Here is a 17,942-nt window from a genome sequence, read left to right as displayed (position 1 = left end):
CGCGCAGGCCGCGTCGGGGTCACCCCCAGGTGCCCCTGATCTATGGTGAAACGGCTGTGCCGGTGGTTCCCCCGGCTGGCATGCTGGCACCCGTGTCCCGGGGGCCTGAGTGCACGACCTGCTGACCTGGGTGCAGGGTCTGCCCACCCTGTGGATCTACCTGGTCGCCGCGCTGATCGTGGCGGGCGAGACCGCGGTGATCTTCGGCCTGCTCGTGCCGGGTGAGGCTACCCTGCTGCTGGTCGGCTTCCTCACCTACAACGGTACCTTGCGGCTCGGGCCGGCGTTGCTCGCGATGATCGTCGCGGCGGTCGTCGGCGATGGCCTGGCCTTTCGGGCCGGACGGCGGTACGGCTCCCGGCTGCGCGCCGGGCTGGGTCACCGGGTCGGGCCGCAGCGGTGGGCCCGGGCCGACGCCATGCTCGCCCGCCTCGGCGGGCGGGGGGTGTTCGCCGCCCGATGGGTGGCTTTCGCCCGGACCCTGGTGCCTCGGCTGGCCGGTGCGGCCGGCATGCCGTACCGGCGGTTCGCCCTCTGGAACCTGGCCGGGGTGGTGACCTGGGTGGGCGGCTCGGTGCTGCTCGGTCACCTCGCCGGTGAGTCGTACGACACTGTCTCCCGGCTGCTCGGACGGGCCACCGGGGTGGCGTTCCTGCTGCTGGCCGGCCTGGTGGGTGTGGTGCTCGTGGGTCGGTGGCTGGGCCGTAACCCCGACCCGGTGCGCGCGCTGCTGTCCCGGGCCGGCGCGCTGCCTCCGGTGCGGTGGCTCACTGCCCGCTACGGGGTGCTGTTCTTCCTGGTGGCCATGCGGATCGGCCCGGCCTGGACGCTGCTGCTCAATCTGGCCGCCGGGTTGCTGCTGCTGTTCGCCGCCGGGCTCGCCATCGCCGGTCTGCTCGCGGTGGCGGTCCGCAACAGTGGGCTGGCCGCGCTGGATGGCGCCATCGCCGGGTGGTTCGCGGCTCGGCGTACCCCGGACGCCGCCGACGCCACACTGGTGCTGGTGTCGGTGGTACGCGGGTCGGTGCTGATCCTGTTGGTGGCGCTGGTGGCGGCGGTGCTGGCGTGGCGCAACCGACCCTGGCGGGCCGACCTGCTCAGCGTGGTCGGCACGGTGGGCGCGTTCGTGCCGCTGGTGGTGCTGGCGGTGGTGGCCGAACTGACCGGCCCGAACGGGACCGCCCCGGGCGGCGGTGAGGCGGCTGCGCTCTCGACCCAGAACGCTGTGGTCGCGGCGAGCTTCTGCACCCTGGCCTGGCTGGTGTCGCGCAGCGCCCGCTGGCCGGTGGCGGTGGCCGCCTGGACCGCCGCGGCGGCGGGGGTGCTCGGGATCGGCGGCGCGCGGCTCTACCTCGGACTGGACACGGCGAGCGGGACGGCCGCGGCGGTCCTGCTCGGGGTGCTCTGGACCGTGGTGTTCATGGTCGCCTGGGCGACCCGGGACCGGGCGGTGGGTAACGGTCAGCCCCCGGTGGACCAGGCCCCCCGGCGCCCGTCGCAGGGGCAACGCCGCCCGGTCGAACCTTGTTAGGGTGCGGCGACAATCACACGGGGGAGGCAACGGCATGGTTCGACGCCACGATCGGCTGGGCGCCGCGGTGCTCGCCGGGCTTCTGCTGGCGGGCGCGTTGGTCGGCTGCGCCGCCAAGGGGGAAACCCCATCGGGCCTGGCCGCGCCGGTCGCCGTCACCGACGGGCCGACGGATGCCCCGTCCGACGAGGTCAACGGGGAGCCGAGCCCGTCGGTGAGTGCTGTGGAATCGATGGGTTCCGCGCCGAGTCGTAGCGCGACCCCGAAGCCGAAGCCGACGAAGAAGCCGACCCGGGCGGCGCCGAAACCGCGCACGGTGCCGAAGCCGCCCACCGAGACCGAGGTTCCGCCGGCGCCGCCGAAGCCGGCGCCGAGCTCCTGCAAGCCGACCTACAAGGGCAACCAGGCGAGCCGGTCCGCTGTGAAGGCGGCGCTGACCGATGCGGCCAACCGCACCTACTGGCCGGTGTCGGCACCGGACATCAAGATCCCGCTCAACCTGCTCAAGGCCACCGCGTGGCAGGAGAGCGGCTGGCAGTCCAACATCTACGCCTGCGACGGCGGGGTCGGGCTGTTGCAGGTGATGCCGGCCACCGCGACCTGGATGAACCAGCGGTTCGAGAAGAGCTACGAGATCGACGCCTACCAGGACAACGCCTACCTCGGCGCCACCTACCTGGCCTGGGCGACGAAGTACATCGGCGACATGTACTTCGAGTCCGACTTCCGGCTCGACCCGGCACTGTGCACCAGCGAGCTGAACTCCTGCCTGCTCAACGCCGTCATCGCCGCGTACAACTTCGGGCACGGTGCGGTGGCTCAGGAGGGGGAGCCGCTGACCATCCCCAACCCGTCGTACGTGCGCAACGTGCGGGCGCTGATGAGCGAGTGTGTCTGCCTGGCGTACTGACCTCGACGGGGGCCGTGGCGGGACTCACCACGGCCCCCGTCGAGTCGGTCAGTCGCGCGCGGCGACCGGCTCGGGCGAGCGCGGGATCGCCTGCACCGGGTCGCGCGTGATGCGGCCGGGCCACCAGAAGCGGTCGCCGAGCAGGAACGCCAGCGCCGGCACCAGGACCGTACGGACCAGCAGGGTGTCGAGCAGGACGCCGATGCAGACGATGATCCCGATCTGGGTCAGGGTGATCAGCGGCAGCACACCGAGCACGGCGAAGACCGCGGCGAGCAGCACTCCGGCGCTGGTGATCACCCCGCCGGTGACCCGCAGGGCGGAGAGCATCCCGGCGCGGGTGCCGGCGCTGCGGGCGTCCTCCCGGGCCCGGGTGACCAGGAAGATGTTGTAGTCCACCCCGAGCGCCACCAGGAACACGAAGGCGAGCAGCAGCACACCGCTGTCCAGGGCCGGGAAGCCCAGCACGTGGTCGAAGAGCAGCCAGGCCGCGCCGAGGCTGGCGAAGTACGACGCGATCACGGTGAGCACCAGCAGCAGCGGCGCGAGCAGACCGCGTAGCAGCAGCACGAGCACGGCGCCGACCAGCACCAGGATGATCGGCAGGATGAGTCGCAGATCCCGGTCGTTGGCCTCGTCGGAGTCGTAGGTGGCGGCCACGGAGCCACCGACGATCGCCCCGGACGGGGCGTCGGCGCCGGCGGCGGCCGGCGGCGCGGAGTCGGGAACCGCGGCGACCGCCGCGCGCAGCGCCTCGATCGCGCGGTCCGAGGCGGTGGTGCCGGGTTCGGCGTCGAGGACCACGTCGACCTGGGCGACGGCGGTGCCGGCGTCGCCGGGGCGCGCCGAGGCGACACCGGGTACCGCGGTGGCGGCGTCGGTGACCGCCCGCACCGCCGCCGGGGTGGTGATCACGGCGACGGGTTGGGTGCTGCCGGCGGGGAAGGCCCTGGCCAGGGTCTGTGCCCCGGTCACCGCCTCGGGCGCGGCCCGGAACTGTTCGGTCTCGGACAGGCCGGTGCGGATGCCGAGCCCACCCAGTGCCAGGCCTCCGAGCAGCACTGTGGCCAGCGTCGCTACCACCACCGGGCGGCGTTGCACGGCGGCGCCGAGTCGACCCCAGAGCCGACCCTCGCGCACCGGGCCGCCGACGCGGGGTACGAACGGCCAGAACAGGCCGCGACCGAAGAGCACCAGCACGGCGGGGAGCACGAACAGGGCCGAGAGCATGGCGAAGACCACACCGGTGGCGCAGGCCACGGCCAGCGCGCGGTTGGTCTCCTGCTCACTGAGCAGCAGGGTGAGCACGCCGAGCACGACGGTGCCACCACTGGCCAGGATCGGCTCCGCGGTGCGGCGCAACGCGGCGCGCATCGCCGCGAACCGGTCCTCCTCGCGGCGCAGCTCCTCCCGGTAGCGGGCGATGAGCAGCAGCGCGTAGTCGGTGGCGGCGCCGAAGACCAGCACACTGGCGATGCCGGTGACCTGACCCTGTTGGAGGTTGATGCCGACGCCCGGCACGATGACGTCCACCGCGCGCAGGGTGAGCTGCTCGGTGGCGGCGACCACGACCAGCGGCACGATCCACAGGAACGGGCTGCGGTAGGTGATCAGCAGGAGCAGCGCGACCACCGCGGCGGTCACCACGAGCAGTGTGACGTCGGCGCCGTCGAAGACCGAGGAGAGGTCGGCGGTGAAAGCCGGGGCGCCGGTCACCTCGGCGGTCAGCCCGTCGGGCAGGTCGGCGAGGGTGGCGCGCAGCTGGGTCACCGCGTCGGTGACGACCTCCTGCCCGCCGGCGGTGTCCAGCGGCACGGCGACCAGGGCCACCGCGCCGTCCGGGGAGACCTGGGCGGGGCTGACCTGCCCACCCACCGCGAAGCGGCGCAGACCCTCGGCGCGAGCGCCGACAGTCGCCCGGTCGGTCTCGCTCAGCGCGCCGCGGTCGCTGCGACTGATCACCACGATGGCCGGCTGCACGTCGCTGGAGGGCAGTTGATCCTGGAGGCGTTGCACCTGGGTCGACTGCCACTGCACCGACAGGCCGGTGGCGGAGACCGGCGCCGGGTTGTCCGGCTGGGGTGTCCCGAAGACGGCAGCGCCCACGACGATCGCGGCGGCCACGGTGAGCCAGGCGGCCAGCCGGCCACGAGCGACTCTGGTGAACACAGACATCAGGTGACCTCAAGGTCTTTCGAAAGACAAGTATCTTGATGACCGAGATTATCTGGGGCTGTTCTATGCTGCAACCCGGGGGACCGACGACGAGAAGAGCGGCGCGAGGTGGCGACTCACGGCATGTACCGACGGCGCGACACGCGCCGCGAGCAGCTGGTCGCGGAGATCACCAACAACCTCCGGCGGTACGCGGCGGACGCCCAGCAGGTCGGCCACGCCTTCGCCAACCTGCACGGTCTCAACCCGACCGACCTGCAGGCGCTGATCGCCGTGATGGACGCCGAGCTGCTCGGTGACCCGATCACCCCCGGCCGTCTCGGCGAGCAGCTGAACCTCTCCTCCGGCTCGGTCACGGCCCTGATCGACCGGCTGGAACGGGCCGGGCACATCCGCCGCGACCGGGACACCGTCGACCGGCGCAAGGTGCTGCTGCACTACGCCGACCAGGGTGCCGCCCTGGCCATGGAGTTCTTCCGGCCGCTGGGCGCCCGTACCGACACGGTGATGGCCCGCTTCAGCGAGGACGAGCTGGAAGTGGTGCGGCGGTTCATGGCGGAGATGAGCGAGTCGCTGCGGGGGCACCGCGACGCGGTGCGCGCCGCCCGGCCGGAGTCACCGCGCCGCCCGACGGGCTGACCGGTGCCGGACCTCGTCACCCGCGTCGCCAGCGCCGCGCTGCGCCTGGCACCGAGCCGCCCCGGCCCGGTGCGGGTCAGCCGCGACCTCCCGGTGCGGGCCCGCGACGGTGTGGTGCTGCGCACCGACCACTACGCCCCGGCCGTCCGCGGCGCGCCGACCGTGCTGATCCGCACCCCCTACGGGCGCGGTGGACCGCTGCGGCTGCTCGGTCGGCTGCTCGCCGCCCGGGGTCGACACGCGGTGATCCAGTCGTGCCGGGGCACCGGCGGCTCCGGTGGAACGTTCGCCCCGCTGGTGCACGAACGCGACGACGGCGCTGACACACTGGACTGGCTGCGCCGCCAGCCCTGGTGGTCCGGGCAGCTCGGCGTGTTCGGGGTCAGCTACCAGGGCTTCGCCCAGTGGGCACTGGCCGCCGACGCCGGCGAGGAGCTGCGCGCGATGGTCGCCGTGGTGACCGCCTCGGCCACCCGCGACTCGACGTACGCGGGGGAGTCCTTCGCCCTGGACACCGTGCTGACCTGGGCGGAGCTGCTGCACGCGCAGACCGTGCCGTGGCTGGCCCGGCAGTGGGAACTCAAGCGCGGGCAACCCCGGCTGGCCGCCGCGCTGGAACACCTCCCCCTGGCCGAGGCCGACCGGGTGGCCACCGGCGTGACCATCCCGTTCTTCCAGGAGTGGCTGCGCCACCACACCCCGCAGGCCGCGTACTGGCGGACCCGGGTCTTCGCCGACCAGGTCGCGAAGGTGCGGGCGCCGGTGGTCATGGTCACCGGGTGGCACGACATCTTCCTGCCCGCCCAGCTCGACGACCACGCCGTGCTGCGCGCCGCCGGCACACCGCCGCGCCTGGTGATCGGTCCGTGGACGCACGGCAGCCCCGGACTGTTCGTGGCCGCGCTGCGCGAGGGGCTGGCCTGGCTCGACGAGCATCTGCCGGCCGCGCCGCGATCGCCCGTCCCGGCGGGACCGGCCCGGCCGCCCGTGCGCATCTACGTCAGCGGCGCCGGTGGCGGCTGGCGGGACCTGCCGGACTGGCCACCCCCGGCGGTCGAGACCGCCTGGCACCTGCAACCCGGTGGCGAACTGGCGGCACGCCCACCTGTCGCGTCGACACCGGACGCACTCCGCTACGACCCCGCCGACCCCACCCCGTCGCTGGGCGGCGCGCTGCTCGTCGCCCAACGGGCCGGTCCGGTCGACAACCGGCGTGTCGAGGCCCGCCCCGACGTGCTGACCTACACCAGCGCCCCACTGACCGCGCCGGTCGAGGTGATCGGCCCGGTCCGCGCCGAGATCCACCTCCGCAGCGATCTGCCGTACCTGGACGTCTTCGTTCGGCTGTGCGACGTGGACCGCCGGGGTCGCTCGTGGAACGTGTGCGACGGCCTGGTGCGGGTCACGCCCGAGCGCTTCCCGGCCGACCCTTGCGGGGCGCTGCGGGTCCCGGTGCCGCTCTGGCCGACCGCGTACCGGTTCGCCGCCGGGCACCGACTGCGGGTGCAGGTCTCCGGCGGCGCCCATCCACGGTGGGCGCGCAACCCCGGCACCGGGGAGCCGCTCGGCACGGCGGTGACGCTGCGTGCCGGTTGGCGGCAGGTCTTGCACAATCCGGCGCACCCCTCGGCGCTGCTGCTGCCGATCGTCCACTCTGCCCCGCCAGTACGTCCAATCTGAACAGACCCATCCTGAGCTGGGCGTTTGCCAAAAACGCGGGCTATGGTTGAGTCAACGCCCGGCGCCGTGCACCAGTAGGCCGGGCTCGCCCCAAGCCCAGCACCGCGTACGCGGTGTGACGTCGTGCCCGGTCCCCGCCTCTCGGAAAGGGGGACCCATGACCCAGGCCCCGGCGAATCTTCTCGCCGTCCGAAGCCTGCTCCTCACACACCTCGACAACGCCCCTGGGCCGGACGACCTGGATCCGGGCGAGGTCGGCATCGTCGGCGACTCGGCCCACCGGGGTGGCTACCACTGCGGATCGGACCGGGTGGTCCGCAACGACTACTCGGTGGTCGAGTCCCCCCGAGACCGCGCCGGGCTGACCCTTGACGCGGCGGCACTCGACGTCGGGCAGTTCAATGTCCGCTCCGGCGGTCGTGCCAACACGCTGCCCAGCTTCTCGGTCTGGTGCGTCGCGCAGTGCGCCGCGAACGCCGCCGACACCCGGGACATCCGGGAGATCATCTACAGCCCCGACGGCACCACCGTGAGGCGGTGGGATCGCCTCGGCAAGCGCACCAGCGGCGACAGCTCCCACCGCTGGCACACCCACTTCAGCTTCTTCCGCGACGCCATCAAGGCGGGCCGCGACCAGCGGCCCCTGTTCCGCCGCTACCTCAGCTCCATCGGACTCCTGGAGGACGACGACATGACCCCCGAAGAACACAACTGGCTGGCCACCGTCCACAAGAACCTCACAGTGCTGGACGGCCGCAACCCGGTCGGGCAGATCTACACCCGGATGGCGATGGGCGAGGATGCCACAGTCCCGAACTTCGTCTCGGCGCACCCGACGCTGACATCGCTCGCCGCCCAGGTGAGCGAGTTGCAGAAGGCGCTGACCGCGCTGTCCAACCGGGACTTCACCGACGAGCCGGCGATCGTCCAGGGCGTCCTGGCCTCGCTGACGCCGGAGAAGATCGCCGCAGCCATCCCGCCCACAATGGCCAAGCAGGTCGCCGACGAGCTGGCCCGCCGGCTGGTCGCCTGAGCGAGGGGCGGCCCGAGGCCGCCGGGCCGCCCCTCTTGGCGCATTCCGCAACGAGTGTTGAGCAATGATTATTGCGCAACACTCGTTGCGGATGCCATCCTGTCGGCATGGACAGCTCCGACGTACGCCAGATCACCGACTCCCGGGTGCTGGCCGCCATGTCCCACCCGCTGCGCCGCCGGCTGATGGACGTGTTCAAGGTCCACGGGCCCTCCACCGTCGGGCTGCTCGCCGAGCGCACCGACCAGGCCCCAGCGAACGTCAGCCACCACCTCAAGGTCCTCGCCGCCGCCGACCTGGTCACCGAGGCGCCCGAGTTGGCCCGGGACCGGCGCGAGCGGTGGTGGCGCCTGGTCACCTCGGGGCTGCGCTGGTCCAACGCCGACTTCGACGCCGACCCCGCCTCCCGAGCGGTCGCCAACGCCGCCACCTCGCTCAACCTGGACCGGCACGTCGCCCTGGCCCGTGCCTGGCACGCCACCGACGAGAGCACCCAGGCCACCTGGAACGACGCGCCGTTCTCCACCGACCACTGGCTACGCCTCACGCCCGAGGAACTGGCCGAGCTGAGCCGCGAGGTGATCGACGTCCTCGCGCGCTGGGCCGACCGGGAGCCACCCGACGACGACGCCGACCGCAGGCCGGTCTTCGTGTTCGTCCACGGCGTACCGGCCCGACCGTGACCACCGCCACCCGCGGCGACACCACCGACGTCCGGCCGACCGGAGGGCTGCTGCGGCACCGCGACTTCCGATTGCTCTGGGCCGGCCAGGCGGTCAGCAGCGTCGGCAGCAACGTCACCACTGTCGCGCTGCCCCTGGTCGCGGTCGCCGTCCTCGACGCCGGCACCTTTCAGGTGGCGGTGCTCACCGCCGCGGCCTGGCTGCCCTGGTTGCTGATCGGCCTGCCGGCCGGCGCGTGGGTCGACCGGCTGCCCCGCCGACCGGTGATGGTGATCTGCGACCTGCTCTGCGCGGTGGCCTTCCTCAGCGTGCCGCTGGCCGCCCTACTGAACCGGCTCACCGTTGCGCAACTGCTGGTGGTCGCCCTCAGCGCGGGCGCCGCGCGGGTCTTCTTCGAGACCGCCGACCAGGTCTACCTGCCGGTGCTGCTGCGACCCGGGCAACTGCCGGAGGGCAACGCCAAGCTCCAGGCGACCCAGACCGTGAGCTACGTCGTCGGGCCCGGCCTCGCCGGACTGATCGCCCAGCTCACCGGCGCCGTCGCCGCGCTGCTGCTGGACGCGCTCACATTCCTGCTCTCCGCTGTGTTCCTCCTGCGCATCCGCACCCGCGAACCACGCGTACGCCCCTCGGGGCGCTCCCCGTCGCTGCGCCGGGACATCACCGAGGGGCTGCGCTTCGTCATCAGGGACCCGTACCTGCGGGTGCTCACGCTCTTCGGCGCGGCCAGCAACATCGGACTGACCGGCTACCAGGCCGTCCTGGTGGTCTTCCTGGTCCGCGAACTGCGTCTCGAGCCGGGCCTGGTGGGTGGGCTCGTCGGGGTGATGAGCGCCGGGGGGATCATCGGCGCGCTGCTCGCCACCACTGTGGCCCGGCGCTGCGGCACCGCACGCGCACTGCTGATCGCGGCGGCGCTCACCGGCCCGCCCGCGCTGCTCATCCCGCTCGCCGCACCCGGTGTCGGGCTGGCCTGGCCAGCCCTCGGCGGGCTGCTGATCGGTCTCGGAGTGGCCATCGGCAACGTGGTCAAGGGCGCCTTCCGGCAGACCTACACGCCGCACCACCTGCTGGGCCGGGTGACAGTGAGCATGCATCTGCTCAACTACGGCACGATCCCGCTGGCGGCCGTGCTGGCCGGTGCCACTGGCGCGCGTTACGGCGTCCAGACGGCAATTGTCGCGATGACCGCCTGGCTGGCGTTCACCCCGTTGATTCTGCTGATCGGGCCAATCCGGAGGCGGCGGGACCTGCCCGCCGCCCCGGCGGCGTCTTGAGTGCGCTGCGACGGCGGCCGGAGACCGGCCGCCGTCACCGGCACGGAGCTACATCGGGCGGACGTTGTCCGCCTGCGGACCCTTCTGCCCCTGGGTCACCTCGAACTCGACCTTCTGGCCCTCGTTGAGCTCCCGGTAGCCGCTCGAAGCGATGGCGGAGTAGTGGACGAACACGTCCGGCCCTCCACCGTCCTGCTCGATGAAGCCGAAGCCCTTTTCCGAGTTGAACCACTTAACCGTGCCGGTTGCCATGCATCTCTCCCTGTTCAAAGCGGCTGACCCTCGGCCTCTGGCCGATGATCGCCCGTACCTGTTCGACAGTAACGGGCAAAACCCCGATCCGCTGGCCGAAGTGCCGTAGGTATTTGACTGAACTCGGGTGAACTCTGCGCGGCGGCATGCGAAACCCGCCCCGACCAACCGTCGCTGGGGCATGCTTGCGCCGATGAAGGATGCCGCAGCCGACGCGCTGACCGAGCTGGAACGCGAGATTCACGCGCCCGGCGCCGGTCTGGACCGGCTCCGGTTGATGCCCACCCCGTTCGTCCCCGAGGTACGGCTGCACCTGGCCGAGGACGCGATCGTCTGGTGGGCCCGGATGGAGGCAGCCGCCGGACACGCGCTGCCGGCGCCGTACTGGGCGTCCGCCTGGGCCGGGGGACAGGCGTTGGCCCGCCACCTCCTGGACCACCCGGAGCTGGCCGCCGGCCGCCGCGTGCTCGACCTCGCCGCCGGGTCCGGACTGGTAGCCATCGCCGCCGCGCTCGCCGGCGCCGCGGAGGTGATCGCCAACGACATCGACCCGTACGCCGTCGCCGCCGTCACCCTCAACGCGCGGGCCAACCACGTCACCGTCGACGCCACCGGAGACGACCTGCTCGACGACACCGAAGCAAAGGTCGACCTGGTCGTCGCCGGAGACGTCTTCTACGACCGCGCGATGGCCGACCGGATGCTGCCCTTCCTGCAGCGGGCCGCCGCCGCAGGTGCCGACGTGCTGGTCGGCGACCCCGGCCGCGGGCACCTGCCGACGGACCGGCTGACCGTGCTGGCCGACTACCCGGTGCCCACCACCGAACCGTCGGTCGACTCGTCGCTACGCCACGTGCAGGTGCTGCGCCCCGACTGAGACTGCCCTGACTCAGGGGCGACCCCGAGGCGGATACCAGGGGTCACTGGGGGCTACGACCCGATGTCCGAAGTGGCGCCACGGCCATAGCGTCGACGCATGACGCAATGGCTGGCCCAGATCGGAGAACTCCCGATTCTGCTGCTGATGGGTGCGCTCGGGCTCGTCATGCTCTTCGACGCCGTACCCCTGCTGGGTGTCCTGGTCCCCGGCGACGTCGCGATCCTCGCCGCCGTCGGCGTCGGCCGCCCGAGTACCGGGCTGGCGACCTTCACCGCGGTGCTGATCGGCTGCCTGGCCGGCTGGTCGCTGAGCTTCCTGGTCGGCCGTCGCTACTCCGAACGACTGCGCGACAGCCGCGTCGGCGGCTGGATCGGCGAGGCACGCTGGACAGCGGCCGAAGGAATCCTGCGTCGCGGCGGCGGCCGGATGATGGTGGTCGCGCCGTTCCTGCCGGTCTTCAACGCGCTGCTGCCACTGGCCGCCGGCGGGCTGCGGATGTCGTACCGCCGATTTCTCGGCTGCGCGACGATCGGCGCGGCCGCCTGGGCCGGTCTCTACCTCGCCCTCGGCACCGCGTCCCGGTCGGTGGCCGGGCTGCTGCCGGGCGACCCCAGCCCGCTGCTGGTCACGATGGGGGTCGGGCTGGTGCTGGCTTCCGTCGCGTTGCTGGGGGCGCGGCGGCGGTTGTTCTCCGTCGTCGGCTGAGCTGCCTTCGCTCTGGGGGCGTGGGGGCGTGGGGGCGCTTGGGGTCGGGTTGCGGTGGGTGGGGGCGGGGGCCCGCCGCGCCCGGCTCCGGGCGGTCAGGCTTGATCCCTGCACCGGGCGCGGCGGGCCCCCGCTTCCGGCGTGGTGCCGATTCGTGCGGGGGTGCCGCCGCCGTCGGTGGGGGTGTTGATCTTGGTGGTTCCTGGTCGACGTCGGGTCTTCTGTTGGGTGGGGTTACCAGCCTCTGGCTTTCCACTGGGGGAGCGCGGGGCGCTCGGCGCCCAGAGTGCTGTCCTTGCCGTGGCCCGGGTAGAACCAGGTGTCGTCCGGGAGCTTGTCGAACAGCTTGTGCTCGACGTCGGCGATCAGCGCCGCGAAGCGCTCCGGGTCCTTGTCGGTGTTACCCACGCCACCGGGGAAGAGACTGTCACCGGTGAAGAGGTGCCCGGTGCCGGACGGGTCGCGGTAGAGCAGCGCGATCGAACCCGGGGTGTGCCCCTTGATGTGGATGACCTCCAGCGCGCAGTCGCCGATCGCCACCGTGTCGCCGTCGGCCAGCCGCTCCGCCTCGATCGGCAACCCCGACGCGTCATCGGCGTGCACCAACGCCCGGGCGCCGGTCTTGGCGACGACCTCCTCCAGCGCCACCCAGTGATCCATGTGCTGGTGGGTCGTCACCACAGCGGTGAGCCCACCGTCACCGATCAGTTCGAGCAGCCGCGGCGCCTCGTTGGCGGCGTCGATCAGCACCTGATCACCGGTGCCCGTGCAGCGCAGCAGGTAGGCGTTGTTGTCCATCGGACCCACCGACAGCTTGCTGATGGTCAGCCCGTCCAGCTCCCGGACCGCCGGTGCGCCGCCGTGCGTGACGTCTCCGCTGTATGTCATGACGTTTCTATATCCATTCCGGTGGAGTAGGCAGGGGACCGTCAGGGGTGACGGAGAGCGGGGAGCCGTCGGCGCGGCCGATCAGCCAGGCGGCGAGGTCGGGGGCGGGGCCGGCGACGATCGGGGCGTCCACGCGCTCCCCGATCACCACCTCATGCTCGCTGCCGTCGAGGCGCAGCACCATCGAGGGCGGTGTCTGCCCCATGGCGTGATGACTGGCCGCCTCCCGAAGCAGACGGTGGGCGAACGTCTCCGACCAGTCCGCGGCCCGGTAGTCGGCGGCCAGATCGAGGTGGTGCACCTCGATCTCCCGCAGCCGACCCCAGACCAGCAGCGCCGCCGGCCAGGGGCCCTTACGCGCCTGCACAGTCGCCGCCCAGGCATCGGCCGGCATCGCCGCGACCGCCGCGGCGAACAGGTCCGCCGTGCGTCGCAGGTCGTCCAGGTGCGCGGCCGGTGCCCGGCTCGAACCGGCTTCGATGTCCGCGTTGCGGGCGTCCAGCGAGGCGTACATCGGCAGCGCCGCCCCGGTGCGGGCCGCGGTGAGCAGGTTGACGAAGCCGTCGGCGTTGCGCGCCACATGCGCCAGCACGTGGCCACGCGTCCAGCCCGGCAGCAGCGACGCGCCGGCCAGGTCCGCGGCGTCGAAAGAAGCGGCGGTACGCAGTAGTCGGCTGGTGGCCGCGTCCACCTCGCCCATCAGCAACAGCGGATCCGTTGTCACCCGTCGACCCTAGCGGTCCGCCGTCGCGCCGTCGCCGGGGAAATCGCTTTCGGCGCGTCGGCGCGCGACCTACCGTCAGCGGCAGACGCGGCACCGGGACATCGGACGGAGGTGGTGATCATGCCGGACGTGGCACGCGTGTTCCGCCATCACCAGCTTCGACACCGATGAGGATGCCATGACGATCGATCTGACCGCCCTCGGCTGGGACGCCGAGCGGACGGCGTACGCCGCGCGCCGCGGTGAGCACCAGCCGGGTCGGGTGGCCCGGGTGGACCGGGGGGTCTGCACCGTGCTCACCGCAGTCGGCCCGGTCCGGGCCAGCCTGGGTGGGGCGGTGCTGACCGTCGCCGCGCGGGACCCGTCCGCGCTGCCCTGCGCAGGGGACTGGGTGCTGCTCACCCACTGGCCGGACCGCCGTGTGACCGTGGAGGCGGTGCTGCCGCGACGAGGCGCGCTGATCCGGCGTACCGCCGGCAAGGACGCCAGCGGTCAGGTGCTGGCCGCCAACCTCGACGCCGCCGCCGTGGTGGAGCCGGTGCACCCCGAGCCGGACGTGGGCCGGATCGAACGGCTGCTCTCCCTGGCCCATGAATCCGGCGCCCGGCCGCTTGTCGTACTGACCAAGGCGGATCTCGCGGCCGACCCGGCCGCGCTGGCCCGCCAGTTGGCCGCGGTCGCCCCCGGGGTGCCGGTGCTGCCGGTCAGCGCCGAACGAGGCCTCGGGCTGGAACCGCTGCGCGCCGAGGTGACCCCCGGCCGCACGCTCGGCCTGCTCGGCCCGTCCGGTGCGGGCAAGTCGAGCCTGGTCAACGCCCTCGTCGGGGCGGTGATGATGCCCACCCAGTCGATCCGGCGGGTGGACGGCAAGGGTCGGCACACCACCACCTGGCGGGCCCTCGTACCCATCCCCGGTGGCGGTGCGGTGATCGACACGCCCGGTGTCCGGGCGGTCGGCCTGCTGGACGGCGCGGCCGGGCTCGACCGGGCGTTCGCCGACATCGCCGGGCTGGCCGAAGGCTGCCGGTACGCCGACTGCGGCCACGACGGCGAGCCGGCCTGCGCGGTCCGGGAGGCGCTGCACAGCGGCGAGCTCTCCACCCGTCGGTGGGAGAGCTGGCGGCGGCTGCAGGGTGAGGTGGCCCACGAGAGCCGACGGCGGGAGGCCCGGGTGGCGGCGGAGCGACGCGGAGGGTGGCGTTCGGCCCGGCGTCGGGCCGCGCGTCCGCCGGCGCCCGGCGGGTACTGACCGGGCGCCCGCTGGCGCACTGCCGACGTGGCTTGCGGGTGCACGGTCGACATGGCCCGCCGGCGCACTGCCGACAGGGCTTGCGGGCGGCGCGGCCGACCGGGCTGAGCTGGGGGAATGTGCGGGCGAGGGAAACTGTCATACCTCGGGGCTAGAGTTGCCGAGGCGTGTTTTCCGCGCCCGCACGACCGCTCAAGACCACCCAGAGCGGGACAGATCCTTCGCTTCATCTTCTCCCGGGAGTACACGCACTGTGGCCGACCGACTGATCATCCGTGGCGCGCGCGAGCACAACCTGCGTGACGTCAGTCTCGACCTGCCCCGGGACGCACTCATCGTGTTCACCGGGCTGTCCGGGTCGGGCAAGTCGAGCCTGGCCTTCGACACGATCTTCGCCGAGGGGCAGCGCCGCTACGTCGAGTCGCTCTCGTCGTACGCCCGGCAGTTCCTCGGCCAGATGGACAAGCCAGACGTCGACTTCATCGAGGGCCTGAGCCCGGCCGTCTCGATCGACCAGAAATCCACCTCGCGCAACCCGCGCTCGACCGTCGGCACCATCACCGAGGTCTACGACTACCTGCGTCTGCTCTACGCCCGCATCGGTGAGCCGCACTGCCCGGTCTGCGGTGAGCGCATCTCCCGGCAGAGCCCCCAGCAGATCGTCGACCGGGTCCTGGCCATGGCCGAGGGCACCAAGTTCATGGTGCTCGCCCCGGTGATCCGTGGCCGCAAGGGCGAATATGTCGACCTCTTCGCCGAGCTCCAGGCCAAGGGCTACGCCCGGGCCCGGGTCGACGGCGTGGTGCACCCGCTGACCGAGCCGCCGAAGCTCAAGAAGCAGGAAAAGCACACCATCGAGGTGGTGATCGACCGGCTCACCGTCAAGCCGAGCGCCAAGCAGCGGCTCACCGACTCGGTCGAGGCCGCCCTGGGCCTGTCCAGCGGCCTGGTGCTGCTCGACTTCGTCGACCTCCCCGAGGACGACCCGGACCGCGAGCGCCGCTACTCCGAACACCTGGCCTGCCCCAACGACCACCCGCTGGCCATCGAGGATCTCGAACCTCGGGTCTTCTCCTTCAACGCCCCCTACGGCGCCTGCCCGGAGTGCACCGGCCTGGGCACCAAGAAGGAGGTCGACCCGGAGCTGCTGGTCCCCGACCCGGAACGCAGCCTGCGTGAGGGCGCCATCCAACCCTGGTCCACCGGGCACAACCTGGAATACTTCCTGCGCCTGCTGGAGGCGCTCGGCGAGGCCCAGCACTTCGACATCGACACCCCGTGGCGGGCGTTGCCGGCGCGGGCGCAGAAGACGATCCTGCACGGCTCCGACGACCAGGTGCACGTGCGCTACCGCAACAAGTACGGCCGTGAGCGCTCCTACTACACCGGCTTCGAGGGCGTGGTGCAGTGGATCGAGCGTCGGCACTCCGACACCGAGTCCGAGTGGTCCCGCGACAAGTACGAGGGCTACATGCGCGACGTGCCGTGTGCGGCGTGCGGCGGTGCGCGGCTCAAGCCCGAGGTGCTCGCTGTCACGCTGGCCGGCAAGAGCATCGCCGAGGTCTGCAACCTGTCCGTGGGGGAGTGCGCCGACCTGCTCGCCGGCATCGAGCTGACCGACCGGCAGAAAATGATCGCCGAGCGCGTCCTCAAGGAGATCAACGCCCGGCTGCGGTTCCTGCTCGACGTCGGCCTGGACTACCTCTCCCTGGACCGCCCGGCCGGCACGCTCTCCGGCGGTGAGGCACAGCGCATCCGGCTGGCCACCCAGATCGGCTCCGGCCTGGTGGGCGTGCTCTACGTGCTCGACGAGCCGTCGATCGGGCTGCACCAGCGCGACAACCACCGGCTGATCGAGACCCTGATCCGGCTGCGCGGGCTCGGCAACACGCTGATCGTGGTGGAGCACGACGAGGACACCATCCGCACCGCCGACTGGATCGTCGACATCGGGCCCGGCGCGGGTGAGCACGGCGGCAAGATCGTGCACAGCGGCTCGGTGCCGGCGCTGCTGAAGAACAAGGAGTCGATCACCGGGGCGTACCTGTCCGGTCGGCGGTCGATCCCCACGCCGACGGGCCGCCGCCCGCAGGACCCGGCCCGCGAGCTGGTGGTGCACGGCGCGCGCGAGCACAACCTGCGCAACCTGACCGTCTCGTTCCCGCTGGGCCAGCTCATCGCCGTCACCGGGGTCAGCGGCTCGGGCAAGTCGACGCTGGTCAACGACATCCTGTACGCGGTGCTGGCCAACCAGATCAACGGCGCCCGGCTGGTGCCCGGCCGGCACACCCGGGTCTCCGGGCTGGAGCACGTGGACAAGGTCGTCGGCGTGGACCAGTCGCCGATCGGCCGGACACCGCGCTCCAACCCGGCCACCTACACCGGCGTCTGGGACCACGTCCGCAAGCTCTTCGCCGAGACCACCGAGGCGAAGGTGCGCGGGTACGGCCCGGGGCGGTTCTCCTTCAACGTCAAGGGCGGGCGCTGCGAGGCGTGTTCGGGTGACGGCACCATCAAGATCGAGATGAACTTCCTCCCCGACGTGTACGTCCCCTGCGAGGTCTGCAAGGGCGCCCGGTACAACCGGGAGACCCTGGAGGTGCACTACAAGGGCAAGACCGTCTCGGACGTGCTGGAGATGCCGATCGAGGAGGCCGCCGAGTTCTTCTCCGCCATCCCGGCCATCCACCGGCACCTGAAGACCCTGGTCGACGTCGGCCTGGGCTACGTCCGCCTGGGCCAGCCCGCGCCGACCCTCTCCGGCGGTGAGGCGCAGCGGGTCAAGCTCGCCTCCGAGCTGCAGAAGCGCTCCACCGGGCGGACGGTCTACGTGCTCGACGAGCCGACCACCGGTCTGCACTTCGAGGACATCCGCAAGTTGCTGATGGTGCTGGAAGGGCTGGTCGACAAGGGCAACACGGTGATCACGATCGAGCACAACCTCGACGTGATCAAGACCGCGGACTGGCTGATCGACATGGGTCCCGAGGGTGGCCACCGGGGCGGCACCGTGCTCGCCACCGGCACCCCCGAGGAGGTCGCCGAGGTGGCCGAGAGCCACACCGGCGAGTTCCTGCGCCAGGTGCTCAAGCTCGACGGCAAGGCCAAGGGTGCGGCTGCCGCCACCACCCGGGCCGCCAAGGCCAACGGCGTGACCAAGGCGCGGGCCAGCCGTAAGGTGCCGGCCGCCGCACGCTGACCTCTCTGTGCGTGTTCGCCGGGCGGGGCGGGTCGGTTGACGACCCGCCCCGCCCCATTTGCCGGGTCGGACGAGTGCCGAGATGAACCATCCGGCACAGTTGCCCGTGTGGAGAAG

15 protein-coding genes are annotated in these 17,942 nt (G+C 72.2%); 11 read left to right on the top strand and 4 right to left on the bottom strand.

From position 1 onward, the window contains the following. The first annotated feature begins 109 nt into the window (after positions 1-109). Positions 110-1,531, top strand: a complete 1,422-nt coding sequence (locus AB0B94_RS32010; protein WP_357289320.1) for a DedA family protein — start codon at positions 110-112, stop codon at positions 1,529-1,531. Positions 1,532-1,565: 34 nt separating this feature from the next. After that, the gene (locus AB0B94_RS32005; protein ID WP_357289317.1) at positions 1,566-2,441 is read left to right on the top strand and encodes a lytic transglycosylase domain-containing protein; all 876 of its coding nucleotides are present in this window, start codon (positions 1,566-1,568) and stop codon (positions 2,439-2,441) included. A 48-nt stretch (positions 2,442-2,489) separates the two neighbouring features. Here AB0B94_RS32005 and AB0B94_RS32000 read toward each other — a convergent pair whose 3' ends face one another. Then, on the bottom strand, positions 2,490-4,616 hold the full coding sequence (locus AB0B94_RS32000) for an efflux RND transporter permease subunit (protein WP_357289314.1): 2,127 nt from the start codon (positions 4,614-4,616) through the stop codon (positions 2,490-2,492). 123 nt (positions 4,617-4,739) lie between these two features. Between AB0B94_RS32000 and AB0B94_RS31995 the strand changes: the two genes are divergently transcribed. The 5 genes from AB0B94_RS31995 to AB0B94_RS31975 all read left to right on the top strand — a co-directional run bounded on the left by AB0B94_RS31995 (position 4,740) and on the right by AB0B94_RS31975 (position 9,928). Beyond that, positions 4,740-5,255: a MarR family transcriptional regulator gene (locus AB0B94_RS31995; RefSeq protein ID WP_357289311.1), complete on the top strand. Its 516-nt coding sequence runs from the start codon at positions 4,740-4,742 to the stop codon at positions 5,253-5,255. Between the two features lie 3 nt (positions 5,256-5,258). Then, complete coding sequence (locus AB0B94_RS31990) at positions 5,259-6,935, top strand: CocE/NonD family hydrolase (RefSeq protein ID WP_357289308.1); 1,677 nt, start codon at positions 5,259-5,261, stop codon at positions 6,933-6,935. A 157-nt stretch (positions 6,936-7,092) separates the two neighbouring features. Further along, the gene (locus tag AB0B94_RS31985) at positions 7,093-7,968 is read left to right on the top strand and encodes a hypothetical protein (protein WP_357289304.1); all 876 of its coding nucleotides are present in this window, start codon (positions 7,093-7,095) and stop codon (positions 7,966-7,968) included. Positions 7,969-8,075: 107 nt separating this feature from the next. After that, positions 8,076-8,651 (top strand): helix-turn-helix domain-containing protein, encoded by a 576-nt coding sequence (locus AB0B94_RS31980; protein ID WP_357289301.1) that lies wholly within the window; start codon positions 8,076-8,078, stop codon positions 8,649-8,651. Beyond that, positions 8,648-9,928 carry an MFS transporter gene (locus tag AB0B94_RS31975; protein ID WP_357289298.1) on the top strand — a complete coding sequence of 427 codons (1,281 nt, stop codon included), beginning with the start codon at positions 8,648-8,650 and terminating at the stop codon, positions 9,926-9,928. The genes AB0B94_RS31980 and AB0B94_RS31975 overlap by 4 nt, the downstream gene beginning before the upstream one ends. 48 nt (positions 9,929-9,976) lie before the next feature. On the opposite strand, the gene AB0B94_RS31970 is transcribed toward AB0B94_RS31975, so the two are convergent. After that, positions 9,977-10,180, bottom strand: a complete 204-nt coding sequence (locus tag AB0B94_RS31970) for a cold-shock protein (RefSeq protein ID WP_007462771.1) — start codon at positions 10,178-10,180, stop codon at positions 9,977-9,979. Between the two features lie 181 nt (positions 10,181-10,361). Between AB0B94_RS31970 and AB0B94_RS31965 the strand changes: the two genes are divergently transcribed. After that, positions 10,362-11,057: a 50S ribosomal protein L11 methyltransferase gene (locus AB0B94_RS31965; protein ID WP_357289294.1), complete on the top strand. Its 696-nt coding sequence runs from the start codon at positions 10,362-10,364 to the stop codon at positions 11,055-11,057. Between the two features lie 99 nt (positions 11,058-11,156). Further along, positions 11,157-11,765 (top strand): VTT domain-containing protein, encoded by a 609-nt coding sequence (locus AB0B94_RS31960; RefSeq protein WP_238671630.1) that lies wholly within the window; start codon positions 11,157-11,159, stop codon positions 11,763-11,765. Positions 11,766-11,999: 234 nt separating this feature from the next. Here the strand turns inward: AB0B94_RS31960 and AB0B94_RS31955 are convergent, their stop codons facing one another. Then, on the bottom strand, positions 12,000-12,653 hold the full coding sequence (locus AB0B94_RS31955) for an MBL fold metallo-hydrolase (protein WP_357289290.1): 654 nt from the start codon (positions 12,651-12,653) through the stop codon (positions 12,000-12,002). A 7-nt stretch (positions 12,654-12,660) separates the two neighbouring features. Next, entirely contained in the window at positions 12,661-13,377 is a 717-nt protein-coding gene (locus tag AB0B94_RS31950) for a maleylpyruvate isomerase family mycothiol-dependent enzyme (RefSeq protein WP_357289287.1), read from the bottom strand. Between the two features lie 178 nt (positions 13,378-13,555). Between AB0B94_RS31950 and rsgA the strand changes: the two genes are divergently transcribed. After that, positions 13,556-14,626 carry a ribosome small subunit-dependent GTPase A gene (rsgA, locus tag AB0B94_RS31945; RefSeq protein ID WP_357289284.1) on the top strand — a complete coding sequence of 357 codons (1,071 nt, stop codon included), beginning with the start codon at positions 13,556-13,558 and terminating at the stop codon, positions 14,624-14,626. Between the two features lie 253 nt (positions 14,627-14,879). Then, the gene (gene uvrA / locus AB0B94_RS31940; RefSeq protein WP_091408018.1) at positions 14,880-17,825 is read left to right on the top strand and encodes an excinuclease ABC subunit UvrA; all 2,946 of its coding nucleotides are present in this window, start codon (positions 14,880-14,882) and stop codon (positions 17,823-17,825) included. Positions 17,826-17,942 lie beyond the last annotated feature (117 nt).

Source organism: Micromonospora sp. NPDC048986, assembly GCF_040649335.1.
GTDB lineage: Bacteria > Actinomycetota > Actinomycetes > Mycobacteriales > Micromonosporaceae > Micromonospora > Micromonospora alfalfae.
The sequence above is the reverse complement of the archived record's forward strand: the minus strand, read 5'-3'. Positions and strand labels throughout refer to the sequence as shown.